The organism is Nonomuraea sp. NPDC050540 (assembly GCF_044457485.1).
Taxonomy (GTDB): domain Bacteria; phylum Actinomycetota; class Actinomycetes; order Streptosporangiales; family Streptosporangiaceae; genus Nonomuraea.
This window is the reverse complement of sequence record NZ_JBITHA010000007.1, coordinates 79859-104470: the sequence shown is the minus strand read 5'-3', so window position 1 is coordinate 104470 and position 24612 is coordinate 79859. Positions and strand designations below refer to the sequence as shown.

Genomic DNA, 24612 nt, shown 5'->3' with positions numbered 1-24612 from the left:
CGGACCATGCTCCACGCGCTCTACGCCCGCAGGCTCCGTGCCCAGGTCACCCGCGTCCCCCGCCACGTCGGCCTGGTGATGGACGGCAACCGGCGCTGGGCCCGCGAGGAGGGCTTCGCCAACCCCAGCGTCGGCCACCGCTACGGCGTCGAGCACATCCAGACCGTCGCCGGCTGGTGCGCCGAACTCGGCATCAAGGAGGTCACGATCTACGTGGCCTCCTCCGACAACGTGCGCAAACGTGCCTCCGAGCAGGTCACGTTCTACATGGAACTGATCGAGAAGGTCATCGCGGGCAGCCTGGTCGCCTCCTCGCCCCTGTGGCGGCTGCACGTGGCGGGCCGCCTCGACGAACTGCCCGACTCGACCGCGCACGCGCTCAAGCTCGCCATGGAAGCCACCGCGGGGCGCGAGCACGGCCACGAACTCACGCTCGCGATCGGCTACGACGGGCGGCAGGAGGTCGTGGACGCGGTCCGCGCGCTCCTGGAGACCGACGGCGCGGACCTGTCCGAACTGGCCCGGACGCTGACGGCCGACGACATCGCCGCCCACCTCTACACCAGAGGGCGCAGCGACCCGGACTTCATCATCCGCACGAGCGGCGAGCAGCGCCTGTCCGGCTTCCTGATGTGGCAGGCCGCCCACGCCACGCTGCACTTCTGCGACGTGAACTGGCCCGGCTTCCGCCACATCGACTTCCTCCGGGCCCTGCGCACCTTCGCCCGCGACGCCCGGACCTGACCGCTCATCCCGGGCCTCCTCCGGCGGATAGCCGGCCTTCTACCCGATTTCCGCGTGGCCGGGCAGGGTCACGCTCGACCGCTTGCCGGGGTAGCGCTCCAGCAGACGGGCCCGGCCGCTGCGCACGTCGACGGCGTAGGTCCGCGTGCCTGTTACATCCGAATAGGTGATGTCGATCTCCCCGGAGCCGCGCCAAGGCCCGGTCGCGGTCACGGCGCCGCGGCCGTCGGGCAGGCCGCGGACGGGCAGCGCACGCAGGGTTCTGCCGGTCTTGGCGTCCAGCAGGGTCAGCTTCATGCGGAGATGGTCCGGGTGCCGGACCGCGGCGACCGTGCGGCCGTCGGGGGCGGGCTCACTGAACATGATGAACACGCCGTCGAACCGCACCGGCTTGCCGCCGCCGGTCACCGGCATGAGCCACAGGTCGGTCTTGAGGTAACGCACCAGCGACACCACGCCGTCCTTGACGCCGACCGGCTCGTACTTCCCCGGCACCGCCACCGTCGCGCCGGTACGCACGTCGATGACCATCCCCGGCTCTTTGCCGCCTTCCCGCGGGTCGAAGGCCAGGTAGCGGCCGTCGTCGGAGACGAAGAGCAGGGAGCCGATGCCGACGCGGTCCTCGCCCAGCCGCAACCGCGACACCGTCCGGGTGCCGCGCTCCAGGTCGTGGACCACGTGCGCCCCCTCCCGGGGGTCGTAGTAAGCGAGCATGCCGCCGTCACGGCTGATCGCCACCGGCGCGGCGAGCGCCTTGGGGAGGTACGAGGGGGCGTGCGGCAGCCGGTAGGTCCTGCCCGAGCGGGTGACGACCCGCCACTCCGACGTGGAGCAGTCGTGGTCCGGCTTGCCGCCGCAGGGTGTGCGGATGGCGTAACGGAGCGGCCCCACCGCGGTGGCGGGCAGGTCGGGCACCTTTTTCGCGCCCTCGGCCGCGACCGGGCTCACGGTGCTCTGCCACGGCAGCGTCACCACGGCTCCGGCGACGGCCAGCGCGGTGGCGGTGGCCAGGGCGGCGACCATCCGGCCGGTACGCCGCCTGCGCAGGTGGCCCGCGATGGCCGCCTCCGCCAGGTCCACGCGTGGGGCCTGCTCGGCCAGGTCGCCGAGCGCGTCACGCAGCCTCGTCATCGGGCCACCTCCTCGATCACATGTTCCGACAGCAGACCGGCCAGCTCCGGCGCCTGCTCGCGCAGGCGCGAGAGCGCGTGGTGGGTCTGGCTCTTGACGGTTCCCAGCGAGCAGCCCAGCACCTGGGCGGTCTGCGCTTCCGTGAGGTCCTCCCAGAACCGCAGCACGATGACGGCCCGCTGCTTGGGAGTCAGCCTGGCCAGCGCCTGGCGCAGCACGATGCGGTCCAGCGCCGCCTCGTCATAGCGGCGCCCGCGCTCGGGCAGGCTGGCGCTGGGCGACTCGGGGCGGGGCCGCCGCCGCCAGGAGATGTACTGGTTGATCAGCGCTTTGCGCGTATAGGCCTCGGGGTTGCCGTCGCGGGCCAGGCGGGCCCAATGGCCGACCACCTTGACCAGGACGCTCTGCAGCAGATCCTCGGCAAGGTGGGCGTCCCCCGTGAGCAGGTACGCGGTCCGCATGAGCGCCTGCTGGCGGGCCAGCACGAACTCGCGGAAGCCGGCGTGAGGTTCCAAGATTCGTTCTCCTCTCACCCCAGTCAAACGCCACGTACGGGGCGAAAGGTTGGAACCCTGACCGGATCAATCCGGCAGGAACCGGATGCGCAACGGCTCGGGCACATCGGCCAGCGGCGTCGTATACGAGAACAGGTCAAGGCCGAGCCGCTTGTGCCGGACCGACGCCCCGGCCTGGATCGTGCCCTCGGCCGGCAGCCCAGCGGGCGTCCTGACGACCAGCCGCAGCCGCTGCACCCCGTGCACCGGCGCCCGTGCGCTGCCGTGGAAGAGCCACGACGGCGTCCGCGTCCCGTCGTAGAGCCCCTCCACCGCCGTGCGCCGCCTCTTGCGCGCGCCGTTGACCCCGAACTCGCTCTCGATCATCAGCGGGACCACCAGCTTGATCGAGTACGACAGGTCCGCGAACTCCTCCAGCACCATGGGATCCATCGAATGGGCGGTGCTCTCCTCGCCCGACAACGTGATCCGCAGCCACCCCGACGCCAGCTCCGCCTCCTCCAGGGAGACGAACGTGCACGACAGCGCGGTCAGGTAGTAGTCCCAGCGGGCGGACTCCGCGGCGATGAACCCGGCCAGCTCGTCATCCGGCCCCGCGTCGGCGGCGGTCAGCCGCCGGGTCGTCGGCGTGCCGACGGCCACCTGCCCCTCCAGCAGGAAAGGGGCCGCGGGCGCCGGCCGCCCGCGCACCGTCCTCAGGCGCAGCGCCACGGGGACGTCGGCGTCCTCCGACAGCTCGATCTCAGTCATCGCCATCTCCTCCCATGAGGACGAACGCGCCCCAGTCGCGATACTGCGGGAACTGCCGGCGGGTCAGGTGCCGGACGTCGTGGAAGGCGTCCCAGATCCCCTTGCCTTCGGCGAGGCCGGCGTACAGGCGCGGGAAGAAGTACGCCGCCGTCTCGTCGGAGACCGGCCACAGCGTGGCCACGATGAACCGCACCCCGGCCACGAACAGGGCGGCGGGGATGCCGCGCAGGTTGTCGGCCCGGTCGATCCGGCCGAGCCCGGTCTCGCACGCGCTCAGGGTGACCAGTTCGAGCCCGGTCAGGTCGAGGCCGAGCAGGTCGTACGCGAAAAGAGGCCCGTCGGCCAGGTGCACGGCCTGCAGGACGGGCGCGTCGATGTTGTGCGAGCCGTGCGCGGCGAGGTGGACGTGGCGGCTGCCGCGCAGCGCGGCCAGCACGGCGGCGCGGGTGGCGGCGGCGTTCAGGACGGGCGTGGTCGCGAACGCGGCGGCGCACGCGCTCGCCTCGGCGACCGCCTCGTGCAGCGGCGGATGCTCGGTGCCGAGGTAGTCGAGCCCGATGCTGGTCAGCGTGCCTTCGCCGATCGCCGCCGCGGGGCGCAGGAGCAGGTCGAGGTTGGGCAGGTAGCCGGTCTTCCAGTCGTCCAGCCACCGGCCGCGCTCGGGCCCGGCCAGGTGGAAGGGGAAGAAGTGGTACGGGCCGTGCGGCGCGACCAGCAGCCGGTCGTGACCGCTCGCGCGCAGGCCGGCGAGGTGGTCCAGGCTCTCCCGGCCGAACAGCAGAGGGTTGACGAGGAAGGCCGGCGCCTCGGCGGTCACGGGCGCGGGGCCTGGGTCCTCCTGCAGCAGTTGCCTGGTCCCGGCCACGTCGGTGCCCAGCGTGGACACGGTGAAGGCGGTGTCGCCGACGACGGCGATGTCGCCCGCGGGATGGTCGTCCCAGGCCTGCCCGACGAAGATGGCGTCCGCGGTGACGATCAGGTGGGCCAGCCCGCCCCGCCCGCCGGCGGACAGGATCGGCAGGTAGATGATCAGCGCGGTGCGCTCGCCGAGCCGTTCCATGAGCCCGCCGAGCTTGAGCGTGGCGTAGGGCAGGACGGTGCGGTGCGCGAGCACCTTTTCCGTGATCTCGGCGTCGAACGCGCGCTGGCGGTTGCGCAGCCGGCCTTCCTCGGAATCGGCCGGACGGCGGTGGCGGGAGTCGGCCCACGCGACGACCATCAGCTCGTCCAGCGTCTCCTGCGCGGCCGCGGGAACGGGGAACGCGACAGGTTCGGGGCCGGCCAGCGCGGGCGGCCCGGCGAGCAGGACCTCGCCCAGGCGGCTGCCCTTGGCCTGGCTGAGCAGGACCCCGAGCGTGTGCTCGCTCGTGCCGGTGGTGAGCAGGCCGGCCAGGAGGCGCGCGTAGAACCGCTGGAGCAGTTCGGTGGTGCCGGGGGAGGTGAGCGGGACGAACTTGGCGACCACGCCGAGGATCGCGAGAACCTGGATGGCGTCGTCGTCGGAGAGGCCGGCGCCGGCGGGCATGAGGAAGGACTCGATGACCAGCAGCGCGTACTGCGTGGCGCCCGCGTAGGTGAAGCCGTGGACGGCGGCGGCGGCGAGGCCAACCTGCTCGGAACCTTCCGCGTGTTCCGCCGCGGTGGCCGACAGGCGGGCCTCCAGGAAGTGCAGGGCCTGGCGGAAGCCGCCGAGGCGCGGGTCGTCCCGGTCGACGCGCCCGAGCGCGGCCAGGCCCCGCTGCGGATCCCCGTCCTGCGCGGTGGCCAGGTCGGCCTCGGTGAGCAGCCGTCCGAGGTCGTCGTCGTGGATTCTGGCCAGGAGCTTGATCTGCCAGGAGCAGACCTGGGCGACGCCCACGCTCTCGTCGAGGTCGGCGTCCGGTTCGGCGGCCGCGGCGGCGACCTTGGTCAGCAGGTCGAGGGCGCGGGCCGGGGCCGTGCCGGTGAGCAGCCGGGCCAGGGTGACCGCCGCCGCCACGGCGGCCTCGGCGCCCGCACGCTCCATGTACTCGTCCAGGTCGGCTTCCAGCAGGGCGAGGGCACGTTCCGCCCCGGCGACCCGTTCAGGGCCCGGCCGCATCGCCAGCATCCCCAGGCGGCGTCCGTACGCGTCGTCGGGAAGCAGCCGGAGCGCCGTCTCGACCGCCGCGTCCAGCTCGGCCTCGTCGATCGGCTCGCCCCGCTCGCGCAGCCGGTACAGCGCGGCGGCCACCCGCCGTGCCGCCTCCCCCCGGGCCTCGCCGGTACGCAGGCCGGCCGCCCGCGCCAGATGCCCGGCGGCGGTGCGCAGGGCGGTGACGGGATCGGGCAGACCGGGGCCTTCGTGGCCGGGCAGCAGCGGTGCGGGGTCGAGAAGGCGCTCGCGGCCGCGCCGTTCCCAACCCGGGGTCGTGTACCGGCCGTAGAGCTCGAGGTTCAGCGTGCCGAGCCGGAAGGCGGCGGTCCCGGCCAGGATCGCCTCGCCGGTCTCCTCGGCGAAGCGGGCCACCCACGATCCCGCCTCGTGGGCCGCATGGTAGAGCGCGGGATCGGCGCGCCGGGAGAGCACCTCGCGCGCGCTGTCCACCAGGATGAGGCTCGCCTCGGCCCGTGCCTTGGCGAGGACCGCGTCGTCCGTCGTGTCCCGCAGACCGGCGACCAGGAGCCTGGCCAGGCGTAACGCCTGCTCGGTCGCGCCGGCGCCCAGCAGCAGCGTCGCCTCGGCGGTCTGCCTGAGCAGCGCGCCGAGCGTCGCCTCGTCGTCGGCGAAGGGCGGCATGGCCGCTTCGGCCTGCTCGATGTCGAGCGACCCGTCGGCGACGTCGGCGAGCGCGGCCTGAAGGAGCGCGGCGGCCGGCGGCTCTTCCGGGTGGCGCAGGGCCAGCAGATCGCCGAGCAGCAGGAAGTCGGCGGTACGGCGGGCCGTCTCGATGGCCTCGTCGAGGTCGTCCGGGCGGCCGGCGTCTTCGGCGCGGCAGGCCAGCGCCCGCGCCAGCTCCTCCCGGCTCGTGGTGGCCAGTTCGTGCCCGTCGGACAGCGCCACCGCCCCGCGCAGGAAGCCGATCGCCGCGTCGAGCAGCGCGGGCCTGGGTTCCAGGGCGTGGCGCCATTGCAGCAGTTCGCCCAGGCGGAACAGGACGAGGAGGGGTTCGGCGCCGGCCGCGCCGCCGTACGCGGCGAGACTGCGGTCGAGGTCGGCCGGGTCCTGACGGCGGAGGTGGCGCCGGCGGAGCGCGGAGCCGTACATGAGGGTGGTCAGGCTGGTTCCGTCCTGGGTGACGGCCAGCATGTCGATGGCCTCGTCCAGGTCGGCGGCGGGGTCGTGAAGTGCCCGTTCGGCCAGTCCCAGCCCGATGTTCCCGGTGATCTCGCGCCATTCGGGGGAGTCCTGCGGCAATTCGGGGAGGAAGCGCCGGGCGACGGCCAGCATGGCGTCCGCGTCCTGGCGGGCGGCGTGGGCGCGGAAGAGGGAGACGACGGCGACCGGGGGCGGGGGAGTGTGCCGCGTGGCCTGCTCGTAGAGCTCGATCGCCTCGTCGAGCCCGGCCGGTGTGTGGCTGAGCGCGTCGCCCAGGTAGGCAAGGAACAGGCCGCGGCGGTGCTCGGGCAGCGGGCCGTCGAGCGCCTCGCGCAGCAGCCGGAGCGCGCTCGCCTCGTCGCCGGGGTCGCCTTCGAGGTGGTGGCGGATGTCGTGGGCCAGGCCCAGGTATCCGGTGAGGACGGGCGAGGACGGCCGTGTCCGCAGGCGTTCGACGACGCGGCTGAAGAACCGGGGGAGGGTCGGGCTCAGGACCTCGTGGATCAGCGCCGCCGTTTCGAGGTCCAGGCCGTCGGCGCGCAGCCCTTCGCTGTCGGCGGCGAAGCGGCGCAGCGCCTCGGGGCCGGTCGTGGCGTCTTCGAGGCCGGTGGTCTCGCCCAGGTACAGGGCGCGGTACCAGGTCAGCAGGCCCGAGTCGGGCTGGGGCCCGGTCAGGTGGGCGGTCTTGCCGGTCTGCTCGAACGCCCGCAGTTCGGGGGTCGCCGGTTCTTCCTCCGGCTCCGGCTCTGGTTGCGGCGTGCCGTCGCCGAACCGGTCGGCCATCAGCCGGGAGAGCACCTGCCCGGTCTGCCGGGGCGGGTCTCCGGTGGCGTAGAGGCCGGCGAGTTCGTTCAGGACCCGGTCGGCGAGATCCTCATCACGCGAGGTCTCGAACAGGATGGCTCCGGCGTCGCAGTAGTTGAGCACGTGGACGGCCCGGTCGATGTGGTCGTCGGGGATCAGCCCCAGCACGTCCTCGTAGATCTCCACGGCCTGGACGAGCAGGGTGGGGTCGCCGGTGACGTAGTGGAGGTCCTTGACGATCGCCGCCCGCAGGGCCGAGCGGGCGGCGTGGTCGGGGTCGTCCTGCCGGGTCGCGGCCAGCGACTCCTCGACCAGTTCCAGCGCTCGCCGGAGTCCGGCCGCGTTGGCCAGGTGCTGGGCGATCAGGTGCCAGGCGTTGCCCAGGTTGAACACGTGCCGAGGGCGGCTGGGATCGTCGGGGCCGGTCGCGGCCAGCACGCGTTCCCACAGGTAGACGGCATCGGGCACGCCGTCGACCGTGCCGGTGCCGATGACCCGGTCGACCAGTTCGGTGGCGGCGCCGTCCCACATGAACCGGACGAGGCCGCTCTCCCCGGCCAGTAGGTGCCGCGGCACGGCCACGACCAGGTCCTTGACCGCGCCGGGAACGCGGTGCGGAGCGACGGTCTTCAGCAGGGAGAACAGTCCCATGGCGGCCAGGAGCTCGCCCTCGTCGCGGCTGCCCCCGGTGGTGTAGCGGGCCCAGTGCAGGCGCCCGACCGCCTCGACCGCCTTGGCGAAGCCCGCCGGGTCGACCGCGTGGTCCCCGTCGATGAGCCGTACCAGCTCCGCGGCCTCCGTCAGTGCCTCCCCGGCCCAGACGCGTTTCTTCCTGCCCCAGACGAAAACCCGACGGCGTACCTTTTCCACCAGAGTGTCCAGGTCTTCCACGCGGCCTCCCCGCCGAGAGTCACACGGCACTCGCCGGAGGCGGGTCCTCCCCAAGCAAACCAGATGGGGATGCGCCTGCTGTGATCTTTCTCCCATCCACTTGACTGTAGCGTCACTACAAAAACATTCTTGTAGTCAGACTACAAGAATGACGATGGGGGAGAAGGCCGTTGACGCCCACCAGCCCGCCGGTCCGGCAGTACGCGCGCGTGCCGGCTCCCGACCTCGCCAGAGGAGCCATGCTCCTGCTCATCGCCATCGCCAACACCCCCTGGTACCTGTGGGGCAGGCAACTGCGCCCCAGCACCATCCATCCGCCGGGCGGCTCGGCGCTGGATCGGAGTGTCCAGGTGGCGAGCATCGTCGCGGTGGATTTCCGCGTCTACCCGATGTTCGCCTTCCTCTTCGGCTACGGCATGGTGCAACTCCTGAACCGTCAGCGGGAGGCCGGGCAGGATCGGCCGAGTGTGCTGGCCCATTTGCGGCGCCGCGGCTTGTGGCTCCTGGTGTTCGGGTTCGCCCACGCCGCGTTGCTGTGGCAGGGCGACATCCTGGGCGCGTACGGCCTGGCGGGCATCCTTCTCGCCAGGCTCTTCCTCCACCGCGCCGACCGGACGCTTCTGACCTGGTCGGTGATCGGCGGCGCGGTGCTGGTGCTGGCGACCGTCGCCGCCATCGCGGCCGCCGCCGTACCCGTGGCGGCTGAGACCCTCGCGTACCTGCCCCTCGGCGCCGCCCCAGCCGGTCAGAGCGACCTGTTCGCCGCCGTGGCGGACCGTCTCGCCTTCTGGCCGATCGTCACCCTCGGGCAGGGGCTCTTCGCCCTCGCCCTGCCCATCGCCATCGTGCTCGGCTTCTGGGCCGCCCGGCTGCGGATTCTGGAAGAGCCGGGCCGACGCCTTCCGCTGCTCCGGCGGGTCGCGGTCATCGGCGTGGCGACGGGCCTGCTGGGCGGACTGCCCCATACCGCGGCGGTCATGGGATGGCTGACGGTCCCGCCAGAGTCCATGTTCGTCTTCGAGGTCACCCAGATGACCACGGGGCTCCCCGCCGGGCTCGGGTACGCGGCGCTCTTCGGCCTGCTCGGGTGGCGGATCGCCGGGCGGAACCCCGGGCTGGTCGCCACGGTCGTCACAGCCGTGGGGAGGCGATCGCTGTCCGCCTACCTCACCCAGTCGCTCCTCTGCGCTCCCGTGCTCGCCGCATGGGGGCTCGGCCTCGGCGCCCACCTGCACAGTGCCGCCATGGCCGGCTATGCCGTAGGCGTGTGGCTGATCACGGCGGCGGGAGCGTGGGCGCTGGAGCGGCGCGGGCTTCCAGGACCAGCCGAGATCGTACTGCGCCGGCTCGCCGCCCCCAGAACATGATCTCCGGGTAGGCCTACTCCGTCGGCGGCTTCTTCATCGCCGCCTCGGCCCCGGTCGCGTGATCGGCGTCCCCGGCCGTCGTGGCGGACCTCCGCAACCGGGAGACGAACCCGCCGGCCAGCGCGGCCACGACCGCACCTGCGGCCGCCGTGACGAAGGCGCCGGCACCGGTCTCGCCGGTGCCGGTGAGCTGGCCGGCCGCCGCTGTGCCCAGTCCGTAGCCGGCCCACATGAAGGTGTTGAGCCAGGCGAACACCTCGGTGCGGTAGCGAGCGGGCGCGTGGTCGGCGAGCAACGCCGGTACGACGGCGTCACGTGGCCCGGTCGCCAGCCCGACGAGCGTGATCAGCACGGCGAGGACCGCGAAACCGGGCAGCCAGGCCGCCGCGACCAGGATGAGGGCCTCGCCGAGGGAGAACAGGACGAGCAGGCGGCCGGGGGCGATCGGCCAAGCCCGCGCGCCGTACCCGAGGGTGCCGAGCAAGGCTCCGGCCGACAGCAGCCCCATCAGGATCCCGGCCAAGGCGGCCGAGCCCGAAGTGCCCGCCGCGGCGACCGCGGCGATGCGCAGGCAGCCGAAGGTGAACGTGCCACACGCGGCGATGGTCAGCAGCAGGAGTGTGGGCCGGTGGGTGAGTGGCCCGGCCAGCAGGAACCGGCCCGGCGTGACCCGTTCGGCCTGGCGTACCGAGGATGAGGTCAGGAGCAGCGCGGTGCCGAGCAGGACCGCGCCCCCGGCGGCGGCGACCACGCTGTGGGCCGAGATCGCCATCGTCAGCACCGGCACGAGCAACGGGCCGGCGATGAACATCAGCTCGTTGACGGCGTTGTCGAGTGCGTACGCGGCGTGCAGGGAAGCCTCGGGGACCAGGCGGGGCCAAGCGCCCCGGATGACCGAACCGACGGGGGGAGTGGTGGCGCCGAGCAGCACCGCGGCGCCGATCATCAGGACCGGCGGGGCGAACAGGAGCAGGGCGTAGGCCGCCGTGTGGGCGGCCAGGTAGCCGGTCAGAGCGGGACGCGGGCCGTAACGGTCGGCCATCCGGCCGCCGAGCGGCGCGCACAGAGCCAGGGCCAGCGCGTGGCCGGTGAGGACGAGCCCGGCGACGGCGTACGAGCCGAGCCTGTCGACGGCGGACAGCAGCAGGGCCAGGCTGAGCACGGGTGTGCCCAGCTTGACGACGAGCCCGGCGACGAGGAGCCGGGGGACACCCGGGCAGGCGAGCAGGCGGCGGTAGGGCGTGAGCACGGGACCTCCGTTACCATCTAACAAAGCTACGCCCATGACATCGGAACGAGGGGTTACTGGTCAAGTGCAAATAGCCTGTAACGTGACCCGGCAGGCTCCGCTGATCGCGGAGCTGGTCAACCTGGGCACCGCCCACTGGCGCGGTGGCGCCTCGGTGGTGCCGCTGACGGGTGAAGCGCTGACGACGGCGTTCGCCGGCGCGCTCGGTGACCGCGTGGCCGCCGCCGTCAGCGCCGTCCCGGACGCCGGGCGGCGCCTGGCGGGGCTCGCCGCCGATCTGCGCGACGCCCTGCTGGCCACGACCCCGGCTGACCAGGCCGCCCGCATCAACGCCCTGATCAGCCGGTACGGCGCGCGGCCGTACCTGGTGGATGACGTCGGCCAGCCCTTCCACCTGCACTTCCACGGTTCCGGAGACACCCCGGTGGAGGCTCTGGGTGGCGAGTTCGCCACGGCTCTGGCCCTCATCGTGGACGGCTACGGCCCCGACCGGTTCGGGCAATGCGCGGCACACCAGTGCGAGGCGGCCTACATCGACCTGACCCGGAACGGATCGCGCCGTTACTGCGGCGCCGCGTGTACGGCTCGCGCCAAGACCGCCGCCTATCGCAGCCGTCGCCGCACCTGAGGGGAGGGATCGCGCGCCCTCCGTCAGCGGGACCCGCCGAGTCGCCGGCCGTGACCTACAGCGGCCCGCGTGACCACGGCCCGCGGATGGCGTACGTGCGCCCGGGAGGGTCGAGCGCTGCGGTGTGGCCGAGACAGTTGACGAACAGCACCGAGCCGTCGGGGCTGAAACAGGCTCCGGCGAACTCGCTGTCGTTGATGATGTTCACCGCGAACTCGAACGGCTGCCCGCCCCGTGGATCCAGGCCGATCAGCCGGTTGACGTTGTCCAGGCCCGGGGCCAGCGGGTGCGGGTCGGCGTCGGCGGAGGAGGCGTCGTCCTCGCACAGGACGATGCCGCCGCGCGGGGTGAAGGTGAGGTTGTCGGGGGAGTCGAGTTCCTTGCGTCCGGGCGATTCGTAGACGAGCACCAGCGTGTCGGCGCGGCGATGGCGCCCGGGGATGAGCTGCCAGACCTGGCCGTAGCCCTCGCGGTAGCCGTCGGCGTTGGGGGCGTCGCCGTTCTTCGCGTCGCCGCCGCTGGTGGAGCTGAAGAAGATGGCGCCGTCGCCGTACCAGCAGCCTTCGAGCCGGTTGAACTTCGCGCCTCCCTTGGCCAGGCCTTGCTGGGTGCAGGTCGGGGCGCCGTTCTCGAGATCCGGGTCAGGGTCGTCGATTCTGACCCACTCCACCGGCAGGCGGCCGCCCATCGTCTGGCCCTCGCGGCAGTCGTAGTTGCCGGCGCCCTTGACCTTGAGCATCTCCAGCACGCCGCCCGCGGCCAGATCGCGCGGGTCGTCGGGCCGGAAGCGGTAGAAGCCGTCGGGCTTGCCGGAGTCGTCCTCGGTCTCGTAGACGTAGCCGGTCCGCGGGTCGACCGCGACGGCTTCGTGGGAGAAGCGGCCCATCGCGGTGAGCGGCATCGACGGAGCGGGTCTGCCCGGCCTGGGCCCGTTCAGCGGCACCTCGAAGATGTAGCCGTGCTTGCGCTGCCAGCCCTGGGCCAGGCCGGAGGTGGTCTCTTCACAGGTCAGCCAGCCGCGGTTGTGGAGCATCCGGCCGCCGGCGCAGTTGACGATCGAGCCGCTGAAGCTGACGAAGTGCTCCAGCACCTCGCCGCTGCGCAGATCCACCTCCAGCGTGGTGGTGCCGCCGACGCCGAGCTCGTCGTAACTCCGGGACCCGGGCACGTGCACCCGGCCCGTCGGTGATCCTGGAGTCGTGCGGACCTCGTGGTTGCGGATCAGCCGGACGGTGTGGCGTCGCCTGCCGGGGAAGGCGGCCATGCCGTCGTGGGCGATCGGGGTCGCGACCCCGTCGGTCATGGGGGTCCCGGTCTGGCCGAGCACGATGTAGGAGAAGCCCGCGGGCAGGGCGAGGAGCTCTTCGCCGGTGTTCTTGGAAGGGGTACGGCGCAGCGGGCCGTACCCCGCCTTGCCCGGGTCACCGGTCGGGCGTCCGGCGTCGGCCCAGGACGCGTGGGCTGCCAAGGTCTCGATGGCGACACCGCTGGCCAGGACGCCACCGGCGGTGGCGAGGCTGCGGCCCAGGAAGGATCGTCGATCAAGCGCGGTCATGTGTGCCTCTCCTTGTGTGAACACACGATGAACAAAGGCTTTTGAAGCCTAAGCGCGCTGATCATCCCTGAGAGGGCCTATTTGTCAGTTGGTGAGCTCTTCTCCATGCGCGTGCGAACCATCGTCAGGCTCTGACATGGTGGCGAGCGACGGCCGTGTTCACGTCGCCGTCCAGGCCGGATCCCGGCCGATGACGCCGAGCAGGCGGTCGAAGGCCGGCGCGTCGTCCGGCACCGTCACCGGCGGACCGAAGGCGCCGCGCTGCCTGCCCATCTCCACCATCTGAAGGGTGAAGTCCACCGACAGCGTCACGGTCTCCGGGTCCGGCTCGTACGGCTGCCCGGTGGCCTTGGCCAGGTCCCAGCCGTGGACGACCATGTCCACGAGGAACATGTGCCCCAGCACGGACATCGGCAGGCCCAGGGCGGCGCTGTCCCCCTCCCACGCCTCGGGCCGCGACCAGACGGCCAGCGTGCGCCCGGCCCGCTCGGGGAAGTCGCCGGTGTAGGGGCTCTGTTCGACGGACGGCCCCTTGGCGCCCAGCGACTCGAACAGCTCGGCGACCCACTCCAGGTGGGCGATCAGGGCTTCGACGTCGAACTTCGCGCAGGGCGTGGGTGCGGCGAACTGCTCCTGCCGTACGCCGCGCACCACGTCGGCGGTGCGTTCGGCGGCACGTGTCATCAGCGGCATCATGTGGTCCATGGCAGCGATGATGCCCCGGCCGTCACAGGCGCGGCTTGTAGAAACGCGACAGCGTGGCTGGGTAGACCCTTATGCAGGGCTCGCGGCCTTCGACTTCACCCGGCAGGCGCCGCCGCCCGGCCTCGCGGCGTTCGTGGACCACTTCTGGGTCGTCACCTGGACGGATCTGGCCGAGCCGTACGTGCAGCGCATCGTCTCCCATCCCACCGTGAACCTGAACATCGCCCCGGACCACCGCCGGATCGCGGGAGTGATCAAGGGCGGTTTCTCCTACACGATGCGCGGAAGCGGGCGCGTGCTCGGCGTGCGATTCCGTCCCGGCGGCTTCCGCACGTTCCTCGGCGGCCCCGTCTCCGAGCTGACCGGCCGTTTCGTGGAGATCGGCGACATGTACGGCGAGGCGGGCGCGGCCATGGCCGAGCGGGTCCTGGCCGAACCCGAGGCGCGGGCGGCGATCGCGCGGGTCGAGACGTTCCTGCTGGGCCTGGACCCGCGCGAGGATCCGCTGGCGGAGGAGGCGGCGGCGCTGGTGGCCCTGGCGGAGGCCGAGGTGCCGATGGTCAGGGTGGAGCAGCTGGTCGCCCGGTCGGGCCGGTCGATGCGCTCGTTGCAGCGGCTGTTCCGGGACTATGTGGGGATCGGCCCGAAGTGGGTGATCCGCCGGTTCCGGCTGCACGAGGCGGCGGAGCGGATCTACCAGGGCCTCGACCTGGCCACGCTGGCGGCCGAGCTCGGCTACACCGACCAGGCCCACCTGACCCGCGACTTCACGGCGGCGGTCGGCATGACTCCGGCGGCCTACGCTCGCCGCAGATCTTGATCTACATTGTAAAGGCGATCGGCTGAGTAAGCGATTTTTCGGCTATACCAACGAACAAACAACGAGGGCGAGGCGCGGCCTTGGGCTTCTGGGTGACCGCCAAGTGTCACGTAGTGAACCAATCAGGTGACCTGCGCATCTCAACCTACCGATTGATGCCACCGTCAGGAGGAGTCTCAGTGGATACCCGTCAGGGATGCCAGGTATGGCCCGGTCTGATGCGCAAGGCCGTGGCGCTGCCGTCCGCAGCGATCGCCTTAATGAGCGTGATCGGTTTGGCCACGCCCGCACCTACCGAGTACCGGACTCTGGCTACAGCGAGCATGGAGAGGGCCATCCCCCGGGGTTTCCTGCTGTATGAGAGCGAGGCGGCGAGGAAGAGGCTGGAGAAGAAGGTCGTTCGCACACGCATGCAATGGAGGGCCAGTGACCGCCTGGAAGAGCTATTGCTGATCGATCCTTGTGCCACAGGAAAGCAGACCGACACGAGTCGCCGGTCCGCACGTACCATCACGGGGCGTTCGGTTGAGTGGGACGGCGACTACTCCGAACAGGTGATCGTCTACCGCGATGAGATCGCTGCACGCGCGGCTGTGCGGAGCCTACGCTCGGATCTGCGCCGGTGTGCCAAGCGGAACCGCAACCACTTCACCTACCGGGTCAAGGCCACACCCATCGGGGATGAGGCGTTCATGGTGCATATGTTCAAGGTCGCCTCCATAGATGCGGCCACCGTCGTGCGACAAGGCAGGACCGTGGCGATCTACACGCTTCCGAGCAGCGGTGACATCCCGGGCGATCCTCCGAAGTGGCGGCCGGTCGAATATGGAGGACTCGAGGCGAGGAAGATGGCGAGGAAGCTCGCTGACACTCCTCTGTGAGTTGGCCACCGACTGGCGGGGAGGCGCGGGGTCGAGATCTGAAGATCGGGATTCGACATGCATGACCAGGCAGCGGCGGGCGAGGTCGTCACCGAGACGTTCGATTATGACGGTGGCAGGCAGGTCACGGTGTACGTCCCGCCGGATCCGCCCGAGGCGGTCGTGTTCGCCGGCGACGGTCAGTTGATCTCGCGGTGGGGCGGAGTCCTTGAGGCGGCCGGCGCGCCGTCCACGATGATCGTCGGTGTGCACCGCGCGGGCGATGAGACGCTTCGGCTCCATGAGTACTCACCGGGCTTCGATCAGGAACGGTTCGCGGCGCATGAGCGGTTCTTCGTCGTGGACGTTCGCCGGTGGGTGCGGTCGCGGTTCGGTGTCGTGCTCGCCGCCGAGCGCACCGCGGTGTTCGGTGTTTCGGCGGGTGGGGAGCTGGCGCTCGCGATGGGGCTTCGGCATCCGGACGTCTTTGGTGTGGTCTTCTGCGCCTCGCCGGGCGCGGGGTTCCGGCCGCCTGGCGTGATGCCGGGTTCGATTCCGCGTACGTACCTCGTCGCCGGCACGCAGGAGCCGTTCTTCCTGGAGAACGCGACCCGGTGGGTGGTCGCGCTGCGCGATGCGGGTGCGGAGGTCGTCATGACGGAGCGGGCCGGGTCGCACGGCGGTGCTTTCTGGCGGGAGGAGTTGCCGTTGATGGTGGCATGGGCGTTCGGGCCGTGAGGCAGCCCGGCTGAACCTCATGGTTCCAACGCGCCGGGATTCACCCGCTGCCCGATGCCTTCGTGCTCCTCGGCCACGTTGATCATTCTCGTGGTGGGGAGCGTGCTCAGCGCGGGTACGGCAAGATACCGTCATGGTTGCCCGACGCACCGCCCCTACCATTCACCGGATCAAGGTCACGCTGGTCGGGTCACGGCCGCCGATCTGGCGGCGTCTGGAGGTTGCGTCCACGATCACGCTGCGCGCGCTGCACACTGTTCTCCAAGCGGCATTCGGCTGGGAGGACGGTCACCTGTGGGTCTTCGACAGCTCGCTGGGACGCTACGGCGTCGCCGACCGCGAACTGCAGATCGCCGGCGCCGCTGCCCGACGACTCGACCAGGTGGCTCCCGCAGGGCAAGACCGTCTCAGTTACACCTACGACTTCGGCGATGACTGGGAACACACCATCCTCGTCGAGGCCGTCACTGCGGCGGGGTCCGGCATCGCCTATCCACGCTGCCTCGACGGCCGGGGAGCCTGCCCGCCTGAAGACTGCGGCGGCGTCTGGGGCTACGACCATCTCCTGGAGATTCTTGCCGACCCCCACCACGAGGAGCACGAGGATCGCCTGGAATGGCTCGGCCTCGACTCAGCTGACGAGTTCAACCCCACGGCCTTCGACGTGGCTCGGGCGAACACCGCGCTGTCCGGTCTGGCGACCGTTCTCATCAAGAACTGACGCTGCGCTGCCAGTCAGTATGCACCTTCGCATGATCGACGCGGGGCGGCTCCGGCCTGTCGTTTCACCTCAGTGCCGCGGCTCGGGAGGTGCCCATGCCGAGCCTTGTCGCGTGGGTGGCCGATCAGGGTCGGCAGCTCGGGCGAGGTCCGGACGTTCGCAGATGGCGTACGAGGTGATGCCTCTCGGGCCCGTGTTGGCGGGATGCGAGCGGGCGTGGACCGTCGTCCGTCTCGATCTTGTTGGTGCAGGCGCCCACCTGATCGCGGGAGTTGGCTGACGCGGGGTCAGGTGGCGACCGGGGGCGGACTGGGGCACGCGTTCTGGTCTTCCGTGGATTGCCGCGTCTCGCCGGGTCAGTGTGTGCGTTGGGTGATGAGGACGTCGAGACCGTCGAGGAGGCGTTGGAGGCCGAATTGGCGGCTTCTGTCGGGGGTCGGGTTTTCGGCGGATGCGATGGCGGCGGTGAGTGCGGGGAAGCGGTCGGCGGCGTGGGCGGGCAGGGTGTTGAGGGTGGGGCTGGGCTGGTGTTGGGTGGTCCAGGGCTGGGTGCCGGCCGAGGTGGTGGATCGGGTGTTGCGGACGTGGCCGCTGAGGAGGAGGACCGCGTCCATCTGTTCGCTGCCGCTGAGCCCGGTTTCGGCGAGGGCGGCGACCGCGACTTCGGTCCAGGCGATTTCTTTCGGGCCCATGGCTCGTTCGCCGAGGGTGGCGCCGGGTAGCCAGGGGTGGCGGTCCCAGGTGGTCCAGAGTTGGTGGGCCCAGTGCTGGAGTTTGCCGCGCCAGCCGCCTGGGGTTGCGGTGAGGTCGGGTGGGTCGCCGACGGCTTCTTCGATCATGACGGCGGTCAGTTCGGCTTTTCCGCTGACGTAGCGGTAGAGAGCCATTTTGGTGAAGCCGAGCTGGGTGGCGACCCGTTGCATGGACAGTGCGGTGAGGCCGTCGGTGTCGGCGATGTCCATGGCGGCTCTGGCGATCTCTTCGACGGTGAACGTGGGCTTGGGGCCTCGGTTCGGTGGTTGTCGCATTCCCCAGAGCAGCTCGGCGGTGCTGTCCAAGTTGATCCTCCAGGAATGCTTGTTGCCGATCTTAATCTGTGTCTAGCATACACAGCATCCAGCGGACACTGTTTGCTGGACCGTCGACAGGGAGAACGGATCCACGATGCCTGAGAACTCCGGACAGCAGCGCCAGCTCCTCTCGATCGAGCGGGGGGAGGCGAGCTCATGCTGAGGCAGGTCGCGGAGGGTGTGCTGGTCCATCAGAGCGAGTTGCTCCAGAACAACACGGTTGTCGTACGCGGCCGGGACGGCGTGTTGCTCGTCGACCCCGGGCTCACGGGGGGCGAAATGGCCTGTCTGGCGAACGATCTGTCCGAGATGGGCCGGCCTGTGGTGGCGGGCTTCGCGACGCATCCTGATTGGGATCACGTGCTCTGGCACGCCGAGCTCGGTCAGGCGCCTCGTTATGGCACGGCCCGTTGCGCGGCTTTCATGCGGGATCGGTTGTCGGAGGCGGACTGGAAGGCGCGGGCCGCCGAGGGGTTGCCGCCGGAGATCGCCGAGGAGGTGCCGCTGGACCTGTACGGCCTCATCACCGCCCTGCCCGCCGAGACGGCGCGGATTCCCTGGGACGGCCCGCACGTCCGGATCATCGAGCATCCGGCTCATGCCCCTGGCCATGCGGCGCTGTTCATCGAGGAGGCCGGGGTTCTGGTCGCGGGCGACATGCTCTCTGACGTCTTCATTCCGATGCTCGACGACTTCGGCAGCGCCAATGACCCGGTCGAGGAGTACCTGGCCGGGCTGCGGCTGCTGGAGGAGGTGGCGGACGGGGCCGAGGTGATCGTCCCGGGTCACGGTTCCGTCGGCGGAGCCGGTCAGGCACGTGCGCGGATCAATCTGGACCGGGCGTACGTGCATGCCCTGCGTGACGGCCGCGATCCGGGCGATCCGCGGATCGGCCCGTCGGCCAAGCCCGGCTGGGAATGGGTGAGCGACATCCACGCAGGGCAGGCCCAGAGCCTCGCCCGGAGAAACGAGCGCGGCGGGACGCCCGGCTAGCGATCGGCGTCACGCTCGCGGCGGGGTCGCCGGCCCGCTTCCTCTCCCGCGCGGCCGTTGGTCATCGGTGGCATGGTCGCTGCGCCGGGCCGCCTTTGTGCCGGCTGGTGGTTCACGGCCGAGGTGGGCTGGTCATCACCTCTGGTGTGGCCGCCGAGGGTGCGGGTCGGCGGTGGTTGTCATGCCGCGTGGTTCTGGGGAGGTGTGAGGGTCAGGAGTCGGCGAGGCGGTCGGCGAGGGCGAGGGTGCGGCGGGCCTTGGCGAGTACGGGGGCGTCGACGAAGCGGCCGTCGGGCAGGGTGAAGGCGGCCTGGCCGGTTGCTGTGGCGGCTTGCACGATTTCGGCGGCGCGGGCGGTTTCTTCGGGGGTGGGGCGGAAGGCCCGGCGGATCGCGGGGATTTGCCGGGGGTGGATGGCGGTGCGGCCGAACATGCCGAGGGCGCGGCCTGCCGTACAGGAGGCGATGAGGCCTTGTTCGTCGTGGACGTCGGGGTGGACCGACATCGGGACGGGGGGCAGGCCAGCGGCGGCGGCGGCGAGGACGACCTGCAGGCGCAGGTGGTCCAGGGCGGCCGGGGAGGTGAGGGAGAGTTCGGCGGTCAGGTCTTGTTCGCCGAGTGCGACGGCGGTGATGCGGGGGTGGGCGGCGATGGCGGCGGCGTTGAGGATGCCGGCGGCCGACTCGAGCAGGGCGCAGGCGGGGACGTCGAGGGTGTCGAGGGTTGCGGTGGATTCGACTTTGGGCAGGCGGACGGCGGTGAGGCCGGGTGCGCCGGTGAGGGCGGCGAGGTCGTCGCGGCCGCGCTGGGTGGTGAGGTCGTTGATGCGGACCTGGGTGGGGACGCGGGGGTTGGTGTGGAGGTAGGCGAGGGCGTTGGCGCGGGCCTGGTCTTTGTGGTCGGGGGCGACGGCGTCTTCGAGGTCGATGATGATTTCGTCGGCGCCGGAGGCGGCGGCTTTGGCGAAGCGTTCGGGGCGGTCTCCGGGGACGTAGAGCCAGGTGACGGTCATGCGATGACTCCGGCGTCGCGCAGGGTGGCGATCTGTTCTGGGGTGTAGTGGAGTTCGGTGAGGATGGTGTCGGTGTCGTGGCCGAGGGGGCGGCCGGGCCAGCGGATTTCGCCGGGGGTCTCGGACATGCGGAACATGACGTTCTGCATGGTGACGGTGCCGAGTTCGGGGTCGGGCAGGTCGACGAAGGTGTTGAGGGCGGCGTATTGCGGGTCTTCGGCGATGTCGGAGATTTCGTAGATGGGGGCGATGGCGGCCTGGGCGGCTTCGAAGGCGGCGATGACCTCGTCGGCGTCGCGGGCGGCGATCCAGGTGGCGACGGCGTCGTCGAGTTCTTCGACGTGCTGGACGCGGCCGGCTCCGCTGGCGAACCAGGGTTCGGCGACGAGGTCGGGGCGGCCGACGAGGGTGACCACGCGTTCGGCGACGGGCTGGGCGCTGGTGGAGATGGCGAGCCAGCGGCCGTCGCGGGTGCGGTAGGTGTTGCGGGGGGCGTTGCTGCTGGAGCGGTTGCCGGTGCGGCGGGGTGTCACGCCGAGGGCTTTGTAGGCGCTCATCTGGGGGCCGAGGAGGCCGAGGATGGGTTCGATGATCGCCATGTCGACGATCTGGCCGCGGCCGGTGTGTTCGCGGCTGTGGAGGGCGACCATGACGGCGTACGACATGGCCAGGCCCGCGATGCCGTCGGCCAGGGCGAGCGGCGGGAGCGTGGGCGGGCCGTCGGGCTGGCCGGTCATGGCGGCGAAGCCGCTCATGGCTTCGGCGAGTGTGCCGAAGCCGGGCTGGCTTGACATGGGGCCGAACTGCCCGAATCCGGTCATGCGGGCGATGATGAGCCGGGGGTTGGCGGTCAGGAGGTCCTGGGGGTCGAGTCCCCAGCGTTCGAGGGTGCCGGGGCGGAAGTTCTCGATGAGGACGTCGGCGTTGTGGGCCAGTTGCCGGATGATCTCCTGCCCTTCGGGGCGGGACAGGTCGATGGCGGCGTTGCGTTTGTTGCGTGACAGGGTCTTCCACCACAGGCCGACGCCGTCGACGGCGGCGCCGTGGCCGCGTGAGGGGTCGCCGCGCCGGGGGTGTTCGATTTTGATGACGTCGGCGCCGAAGTCGCCGAGCATCATGGCGGCGGAGGGGCCGGCGAACAGGGTCGCCATATCGATCACCCGAAGGTCGGGCAGGCTGGTCATGATGCTGTAACTTATAAGAAATAAGTCATACGTCAACCCGCGCGACTCCGAAATACGGAACAATCACGGACATGCCGCCTACGCCGCCGATGAGTAAGGCTGATTACGTCTACAGCGTTCTGCTGGACGACATCCGCAGCGCGCGTATCCCGGGGGGCACCGCCCTGCGCGCCGCCGCGGTGGCCGAGCGCCTGGGCGTCTCGGTCACCCCCGTGCGCGAGGCGTTGCGCCGTCTGGAGAAGGACCGGCTGATCAGCTACGAGCCGCACCACGGCGCGACCGTCATCGACATGGGGGCGGACGCGCTGGAGGAGTTCTACGGGGTGCGTGCGGTGGTGGAGGGGCTGGGCGCGCGGCTGGCCGCCGCCCGGATCACTCCTGAGCATCTGGCGGGGCTGTACGCGTTGCACGCCGAGATGGTCGCCGATCTGGCCGCCGGTGCGCCGGCCGGGCTGGGGGAGAAGTCGCGGGCGTTTCACCTGTCGATCGCCGATATCGGGGGGCCGGCTTTCCTGGGGCAGCACGCCCGGGCGATTCGCAACAGCGTGCCGGTTCCGGCGGCGGCGTCGTTGTGGCTGGATCCGGTGCAGGCGCGGGCCAACCTTGACGCGCACGAGCACATTCTGGCGGCGTTGCGGGCCGCCGACGGGGACCTGGCCGAGAAGATCATGATCGATCATGTACGGCAGGCGGGGGCGTCCCGGGCTTCGTGACCGGGTTTCTCCGGTGTCAGACCCTGGGCTGGTGGCGTTCAGACCGTGGGTTGATGTGGCGGGGCGGCGTTCGCCGCGATGCTGTACGCATGCTTTTTCCAGGTCGTGCGCTGCGCCGCCCCGGAAGCCACCGCTGTGACGCGCAGCGCACCGCGCCTGGCAGGTGGGGGGCGGGCCTGCGGGGGCGGGGGAGGGGTTATGTGTCGGTGAGGATGAGGTGGAGGGCGGGGCGGACGGTGGAGGCGGGGGTGCCGTCGGCTACTTCGAGCAGGGCGGCGCGCCAGGCGGCGGCGAGGATGGGGGCGGCGCTGGTCAGGTGGGGTTGCAGGAGGTCGCGCAGGAGTTCGGTGATCGGGTCTTTTCGTGGTTCGGGGGGTTGTTCGGCCAGGATGCGGCAGGTGCCGAAGTGGACGGCGGTGTCGAAGGCGATCAGCAGGGCCGCGCGGATGGGGGCCGGGGCGGCGGCTGCTGCTCCGTGCATGCGGTCGATGACGCGTTGTTCGAAGTCGTCGCGGATGACGCCGTAGAGGCCGAGCTTGGAGCCGAAGTGGTGGTAGAGGGCGCCAGTGGTGACGCCGGCCTTGGCGGCCAGGTCGGTGACGTTGACGGCGTCGTAGCCGTCGCGTTCGAAGCGGTGGAGTCCGGCTTCGATGAGCCGTGCCTTCGCTGATCCGGGTACCGGGATGGAGGGGCGCACCACGCCATCGTAGTTTATTGACGGGATAACGTAAACAGATTATGTTCGGGCGTATGAAGCTTATCTTCCTGTATCAGCCGGTGACCGACCTGCAGGAGTCGGTGGCGTTCTACCGCGACGTGCTGGGGCTCGATGAGTCGTGGCGGGAGGGCGAGACGACCGTGGCGTTCCACCTGCCCGGCACGGAGGTCGAGCTGATGCTCGACATCCCGCCCACCGACGGGCCGGAGTGGGGGAGGGGCGGCGGGTTCATGGTCGACAGCGTCGACGACTACATCGCCGCCCATCCCGGACTGAAGTGGGTGGGTGAGGTCCAGGAGCTGCCCGACGGCAAGAGCGCGGCGTTCCTCGACCCCTCGGGTAACCCGATCCACCTGTTCGACCAGAGCACGGCGGGACCGCAGTAGGCTCTACGCCTTCGGCTCCTGCTGGATCCGTACCAGGTTGCCCGACGGGTCGCGCAGGGCGCAGTCGCGGGGGCCCCAGGGCTGTTCGATGGGCTCCTGCAGGATCTCGGCGCCGGAGGCGCGGGCGTTCTCGAAGGTCTTGTCGAGGTCGTCGGCGCGCAGGACGATCATGGGCATGACGCCCTTGGTGAGCAGTTCCTGGATGGCGTCGCCGTCGGCCTGGGAGCGGCCCGCGTGCGGTTCCGACAGGACGATCTCGGTGCCGGCGGCCTGGCCGGGGGTGCCGAGGGTGACCCAGCGGAATCCGCCGGAGGCGACGTCGTTGCGTACCTCGAAGGCGAGGGCGTCGCGGTAGAAGGCGAGGGCTTCGTCGACGTCGTTGACGGTGACGTGGCAGTACTGAAGTGCGATGGTCATGCCGCCCACGTTAGGCGGCGGCCTCGCGTTTGGCTTCTTCGATCCTGCTCGGCGCGTCGCGGGTGGGCCGGGTGCGCAGCCGCGCCACGCACGGGGGCATCGCGGCCACGGCGCTGTGCTCGCGGGCACGGTAGGCGCTCGGCGTCTGTCCGAGCAGTTCGGTGAAGCGGGCGCTGAAGGAGCCGAGCGAGGTACAGCCGACGGCCATGCACGCGTCCGTCACGCTGACTCCGGCGCGCAGCATGGCCATGGCCCGCTCGATGCGGCGGGTCATGAGGTAGCTGTAGGGCGTCTCGCCGTAGGCGGCCCGGAACTGGCGGGAGAAGTGGGCCGGTGACATGAGCGCGTGGCGCGCCATGGTGGGCACGTCGAGGGGGCGCGCGTATTCGCGGTCGATCAGATCCCGCGCCCGCCGCAGGTGCGCGAGGTTGGCCAGGTCTTGCGGGGTCATGCGGGCAGCGTAGCACCGGCGGCCGACAAAGTGCCCCTGACCTGCGCTCGGGCCGCGCCCCGGCCGGGGGCTGTGCGGCGGGCGGTCGCCCGGGTAGTCTCGTCGGGTCCCCCCGACTCGGGTCCCCCGACTCGGGCCCCCCGACTCGGGCCCCCCGGCTCGCGTCCTACGAGCCCACATCCCGCCACAAGTCACATCCCGGCTCACGTCCCCGAGCCGCGCCGGCCTGACGGTGACCCCCATGACGCTGCCCCGCCTGCTTCCCTCCGCCTACCGGCCGGTGCCGGCCAACCGGGTGTTCCGGCGGCTGATCGGCGGTTTCGCCGTGTCCTATCTCGGGGACGGGATGAGTTTCGTCGCGGTGGCGTGGCTGGCGATGGAGCTGGCGCCGCCGGCCGGCGTGGGGCGTGGCCGGTGACGGTGGTGATCGTGGCCGGGTGGGGGGTGTTGCTGCTGCCGTTCGGGTTCGAGGCGCCGGTGGCGGTGACGGTGGCGTGTTTCACGCTGGGCGGTGTGGTCTATGGGCCGTTCGTGGCGTTGTCGGTGACGCTGATGCAGACGGCTTCGCCGCCGCGGCATCTGGCCGCGATGCTCGCGGCGCGCAGCGCGGTGCTGCTGACCGCCTCGCCGCTGGGCACGGCGCTGGGCGGGCCGCTCACCACCGTGCTGGGCCCGCGGGTGACGCTGGCCGGTTCCGGTCTGGTCACCGTGGCGCTGGCGGTGGTCGCGGGCGTGTTGCTGTTGCCGGTCAGGAGGGGAGCTTTGACCAGACCAAGCAGGAATGAAGAAGCATCCGGTACGGCGCCGCCCCTAGCGTGACCCCTGGGCCGCCCCTGCCGGACAAAACCAGACGTACCACGTAAAACTGCTTAAATCTACACGGCGGGCCGTACGGGACCCCGCGTAAAGTTCA

General features: G+C 71.1%; 25 protein-coding genes. 12 read left to right on the top strand and 13 right to left on the bottom strand.

Annotated features, from left to right (window positions below):
• The first annotated feature begins 6 nt into the window (after positions 1-6).
• The gene (uppS, locus tag ACIBI5_RS24815) at positions 7-744 is read left to right on the top strand and encodes a polyprenyl diphosphate synthase (RefSeq protein ID WP_397250528.1); all 738 of its coding nucleotides are present in this window, start codon (positions 7-9) and stop codon (positions 742-744) included.
• Positions 745-783: 39 nt separating this feature from the next.
• Here uppS and ACIBI5_RS24810 read toward each other — a convergent pair whose 3' ends face one another.
• From ACIBI5_RS24810 to ACIBI5_RS24795, 4 genes are all read right to left on the bottom strand, one after another.
• Positions 784-1875: a hypothetical protein gene (locus ACIBI5_RS24810; protein ID WP_397250526.1), complete on the bottom strand. Its 1092-nt coding sequence runs from the start codon at positions 1873-1875 to the stop codon at positions 784-786.
• Positions 1872-2390 carry a SigE family RNA polymerase sigma factor gene (locus ACIBI5_RS24805; RefSeq protein WP_397250523.1) on the bottom strand — a complete coding sequence of 173 codons (519 nt, stop codon included), beginning with the start codon at positions 2388-2390 and terminating at the stop codon, positions 1872-1874. Before ACIBI5_RS24805 ends, ACIBI5_RS24810 begins: the two co-directional genes overlap by 4 nt.
• 66 nt (positions 2391-2456) lie before the next feature.
• A complete protein-coding gene (locus ACIBI5_RS24800) occupies positions 2457-3140 on the bottom strand; it encodes a hypothetical protein (RefSeq protein WP_397250520.1) in 684 nt (227 codons plus the stop codon).
• Complete coding sequence (locus tag ACIBI5_RS24795; RefSeq protein ID WP_397250518.1) at positions 3133-8112, bottom strand: CHAT domain-containing protein; 4980 nt, start codon at positions 8110-8112, stop codon at positions 3133-3135. The genes ACIBI5_RS24800 and ACIBI5_RS24795 overlap by 8 nt, the downstream gene beginning before the upstream one ends.
• 170 nt (positions 8113-8282) lie before the next feature.
• Between ACIBI5_RS24795 and ACIBI5_RS24790 the strand changes: the two genes are divergently transcribed.
• Positions 8283-9479 carry a DUF418 domain-containing protein gene (locus ACIBI5_RS24790; protein ID WP_397250516.1) on the top strand — a complete coding sequence of 399 codons (1197 nt, stop codon included), beginning with the start codon at positions 8283-8285 and terminating at the stop codon, positions 9477-9479.
• A gap of 13 nt (positions 9480-9492) precedes the next feature.
• Here ACIBI5_RS24790 and ACIBI5_RS24785 read toward each other — a convergent pair whose 3' ends face one another.
• Entirely contained in the window at positions 9493-10728 is a 1236-nt protein-coding gene (locus ACIBI5_RS24785) for an MFS transporter (protein ID WP_397250514.1), read from the bottom strand.
• Positions 10729-10810: 82 nt separating this feature from the next.
• Here ACIBI5_RS24785 and ACIBI5_RS24780 point away from each other — a divergent pair, with 82 nt between their 5' ends.
• Positions 10811-11356 carry a CGNR zinc finger domain-containing protein gene (locus tag ACIBI5_RS24780; RefSeq protein WP_397250512.1) on the top strand — a complete coding sequence of 182 codons (546 nt, stop codon included), beginning with the start codon at positions 10811-10813 and terminating at the stop codon, positions 11354-11356.
• 55 nt (positions 11357-11411) lie between these two features.
• On the opposite strand, the gene ACIBI5_RS24775 is transcribed toward ACIBI5_RS24780, so the two are convergent.
• Both ACIBI5_RS24775 and ACIBI5_RS24770 read right to left on the bottom strand, forming a co-directional pair.
• A complete protein-coding gene (locus ACIBI5_RS24775; RefSeq protein ID WP_397250510.1) occupies positions 11412-12911 on the bottom strand; it encodes a PhoX family protein in 1500 nt (499 codons plus the stop codon).
• Positions 12912-13070: 159 nt separating this feature from the next.
• Complete coding sequence (locus ACIBI5_RS24770) at positions 13071-13616, bottom strand: TIGR03086 family metal-binding protein (protein ID WP_397250508.1); 546 nt, start codon at positions 13614-13616, stop codon at positions 13071-13073.
• On the opposite strand from ACIBI5_RS24770, the gene ACIBI5_RS24765 reads away from it, so the two are divergent.
• The 4 genes from ACIBI5_RS24765 (at position 13615) to ACIBI5_RS24750 (ending at position 16755) form a co-directional block, all read left to right on the top strand.
• A complete protein-coding gene (locus ACIBI5_RS24765; RefSeq protein ID WP_397250506.1) occupies positions 13615-14436 on the top strand; it encodes a DUF6597 domain-containing transcriptional factor in 822 nt (273 codons plus the stop codon). The genes ACIBI5_RS24770 and ACIBI5_RS24765 overlap by 2 nt on opposite strands.
• 218 nt (positions 14437-14654) lie before the next feature.
• Positions 14655-15317 carry a hypothetical protein gene (locus tag ACIBI5_RS24760; protein WP_397250504.1) on the top strand — a complete coding sequence of 221 codons (663 nt, stop codon included), beginning with the start codon at positions 14655-14657 and terminating at the stop codon, positions 15315-15317.
• A gap of 57 nt (positions 15318-15374) precedes the next feature.
• Positions 15375-16034 carry an alpha/beta hydrolase gene (locus ACIBI5_RS24755; protein ID WP_397250502.1) on the top strand — a complete coding sequence of 220 codons (660 nt, stop codon included), beginning with the start codon at positions 15375-15377 and terminating at the stop codon, positions 16032-16034.
• Between the two features lie 133 nt (positions 16035-16167).
• Positions 16168-16755 carry a plasmid pRiA4b ORF-3 family protein gene (locus ACIBI5_RS24750; protein ID WP_397250500.1) on the top strand — a complete coding sequence of 196 codons (588 nt, stop codon included), beginning with the start codon at positions 16168-16170 and terminating at the stop codon, positions 16753-16755.
• A 356-nt stretch (positions 16756-17111) separates the two neighbouring features.
• On the opposite strand, the gene ACIBI5_RS24745 is transcribed toward ACIBI5_RS24750, so the two are convergent.
• Positions 17112-17813, bottom strand: coding sequence for a TetR/AcrR family transcriptional regulator (locus tag ACIBI5_RS24745; RefSeq protein ID WP_397250498.1), 702 nt, complete (start codon positions 17811-17813; stop codon positions 17112-17114).
• 168 nt (positions 17814-17981) lie between these two features.
• Between ACIBI5_RS24745 and ACIBI5_RS24740 the strand changes: the two genes are divergently transcribed.
• The gene (locus tag ACIBI5_RS24740; protein ID WP_397250496.1) at positions 17982-18818 is read left to right on the top strand and encodes an MBL fold metallo-hydrolase; all 837 of its coding nucleotides are present in this window, start codon (positions 17982-17984) and stop codon (positions 18816-18818) included.
• Between the two features lie 211 nt (positions 18819-19029).
• On the opposite strand, the gene ACIBI5_RS24735 is transcribed toward ACIBI5_RS24740, so the two are convergent.
• Positions 19030-19830 carry an HpcH/HpaI aldolase/citrate lyase family protein gene (locus ACIBI5_RS24735; RefSeq protein ID WP_397250494.1) on the bottom strand — a complete coding sequence of 267 codons (801 nt, stop codon included), beginning with the start codon at positions 19828-19830 and terminating at the stop codon, positions 19030-19032.
• Positions 19827-21014 carry a CaiB/BaiF CoA transferase family protein gene (locus ACIBI5_RS24730; RefSeq protein WP_397250492.1) on the bottom strand — a complete coding sequence of 396 codons (1188 nt, stop codon included), beginning with the start codon at positions 21012-21014 and terminating at the stop codon, positions 19827-19829. Before ACIBI5_RS24730 ends, ACIBI5_RS24735 begins: the two co-directional genes overlap by 4 nt.
• A gap of 89 nt (positions 21015-21103) precedes the next feature.
• Here ACIBI5_RS24730 and ACIBI5_RS24725 point away from each other — a divergent pair, with 89 nt between their 5' ends.
• A complete protein-coding gene (locus tag ACIBI5_RS24725; RefSeq protein ID WP_397250490.1) occupies positions 21104-21727 on the top strand; it encodes a GntR family transcriptional regulator in 624 nt (207 codons plus the stop codon).
• A gap of 196 nt (positions 21728-21923) precedes the next feature.
• Here the strand turns inward: ACIBI5_RS24725 and ACIBI5_RS24720 are convergent, their stop codons facing one another.
• Positions 21924-22424: a TetR/AcrR family transcriptional regulator gene (locus tag ACIBI5_RS24720; RefSeq protein ID WP_397250488.1), complete on the bottom strand. Its 501-nt coding sequence runs from the start codon at positions 22422-22424 to the stop codon at positions 21924-21926.
• Between the two features lie 53 nt (positions 22425-22477).
• On the opposite strand from ACIBI5_RS24720, the gene ACIBI5_RS24715 reads away from it, so the two are divergent.
• A complete protein-coding gene (locus ACIBI5_RS24715; RefSeq protein ID WP_397250486.1) occupies positions 22478-22831 on the top strand; it encodes a VOC family protein in 354 nt (117 codons plus the stop codon).
• 3 nt (positions 22832-22834) lie between these two features.
• Here ACIBI5_RS24715 and ACIBI5_RS24710 read toward each other — a convergent pair whose 3' ends face one another.
• Positions 22835-23248 carry a VOC family protein gene (locus tag ACIBI5_RS24710; protein WP_397250484.1) on the bottom strand — a complete coding sequence of 138 codons (414 nt, stop codon included), beginning with the start codon at positions 23246-23248 and terminating at the stop codon, positions 22835-22837.
• 10 nt (positions 23249-23258) lie between these two features.
• Entirely contained in the window at positions 23259-23699 is a 441-nt protein-coding gene (locus tag ACIBI5_RS24705) for a helix-turn-helix transcriptional regulator (RefSeq protein WP_397250482.1), read from the bottom strand.
• Positions 23700-23940: 241 nt separating this feature from the next.
• Between ACIBI5_RS24705 and ACIBI5_RS24700 the strand changes: the two genes are divergently transcribed.
• Together ACIBI5_RS24700 and ACIBI5_RS24695 are read left to right on the top strand one after the other, a co-directional pair.
• On the top strand, positions 23941-24117 hold the full coding sequence (locus tag ACIBI5_RS24700; protein WP_397250480.1) for a hypothetical protein: 177 nt from the start codon (positions 23941-23943) through the stop codon (positions 24115-24117).
• Positions 24114-24518: an MFS transporter gene (locus tag ACIBI5_RS24695; protein WP_397250478.1), complete on the top strand. Its 405-nt coding sequence runs from the start codon at positions 24114-24116 to the stop codon at positions 24516-24518. The genes ACIBI5_RS24700 and ACIBI5_RS24695 overlap by 4 nt, the downstream gene beginning before the upstream one ends.
• The last annotated feature ends 94 nt before the right edge of the window (positions 24519-24612 follow it).

Excerpts from the sequence above, each read along its gene's own strand:
- uppS (WP_397250528.1), top strand. The coding sequence starts at position 7 with ATGCTCCACGCGCTCTACGCCCGCAGGCTCCGTGCCCAGGTCACCCGC.
- ACIBI5_RS24810 (WP_397250526.1), bottom strand. The coding sequence starts at position 1,875 with ATGACGAGGCTGCGTGACGCGCTCGGCGACCTGGCCGAGCAGGCCCCA.
- ACIBI5_RS24800 (WP_397250520.1), bottom strand. The coding sequence starts at position 3,140 with ATGACTGAGATCGAGCTGTCGGAGGACGCCGACGTCCCCGTGGCGCTG.
- ACIBI5_RS24775 (WP_397250510.1), bottom strand. The coding sequence starts at position 12,911 with ATGACCGCGCTTGATCGACGATCCTTCCTGGGCCGCAGCCTCGCCACC.
- ACIBI5_RS24765 (WP_397250506.1), top strand. The coding sequence starts at position 13,615 with ATGGCAGCGATGATGCCCCGGCCGTCACAGGCGCGGCTTGTAGAAACG.
- ACIBI5_RS24770 (WP_397250508.1), bottom strand. The coding sequence starts at position 13,616 with ATGGACCACATGATGCCGCTGATGACACGTGCCGCCGAACGCACCGCC.
- ACIBI5_RS24760 (WP_397250504.1), top strand. The coding sequence starts at position 14,655 with ATGCGCAAGGCCGTGGCGCTGCCGTCCGCAGCGATCGCCTTAATGAGC.
- ACIBI5_RS24755 (WP_397250502.1), top strand. The coding sequence starts at position 15,375 with ATGCATGACCAGGCAGCGGCGGGCGAGGTCGTCACCGAGACGTTCGAT.
- ACIBI5_RS24750 (WP_397250500.1), top strand. The coding sequence starts at position 16,168 with ATGGTTGCCCGACGCACCGCCCCTACCATTCACCGGATCAAGGTCACG.
- ACIBI5_RS24740 (WP_397250496.1), top strand. The coding sequence starts at position 17,982 with ATGCTGAGGCAGGTCGCGGAGGGTGTGCTGGTCCATCAGAGCGAGTTG.
- ACIBI5_RS24735 (WP_397250494.1), bottom strand. The coding sequence starts at position 19,830 with ATGACCGTCACCTGGCTCTACGTCCCCGGAGACCGCCCCGAACGCTTC.
- ACIBI5_RS24730 (WP_397250492.1), bottom strand. The coding sequence starts at position 21,014 with ATGACCAGCCTGCCCGACCTTCGGGTGATCGATATGGCGACCCTGTTC.
- ACIBI5_RS24725 (WP_397250490.1), top strand. The coding sequence starts at position 21,104 with ATGAGTAAGGCTGATTACGTCTACAGCGTTCTGCTGGACGACATCCGC.
- ACIBI5_RS24715 (WP_397250486.1), top strand. The coding sequence starts at position 22,478 with ATGAAGCTTATCTTCCTGTATCAGCCGGTGACCGACCTGCAGGAGTCG.
- ACIBI5_RS24710 (WP_397250484.1), bottom strand. The coding sequence starts at position 23,248 with ATGACCATCGCACTTCAGTACTGCCACGTCACCGTCAACGACGTCGAC.
- ACIBI5_RS24705 (WP_397250482.1), bottom strand. The coding sequence starts at position 23,699 with ATGACCCCGCAAGACCTGGCCAACCTCGCGCACCTGCGGCGGGCGCGG.
- ACIBI5_RS24700 (WP_397250480.1), top strand. The coding sequence starts at position 23,941 with ATGACGCTGCCCCGCCTGCTTCCCTCCGCCTACCGGCCGGTGCCGGCC.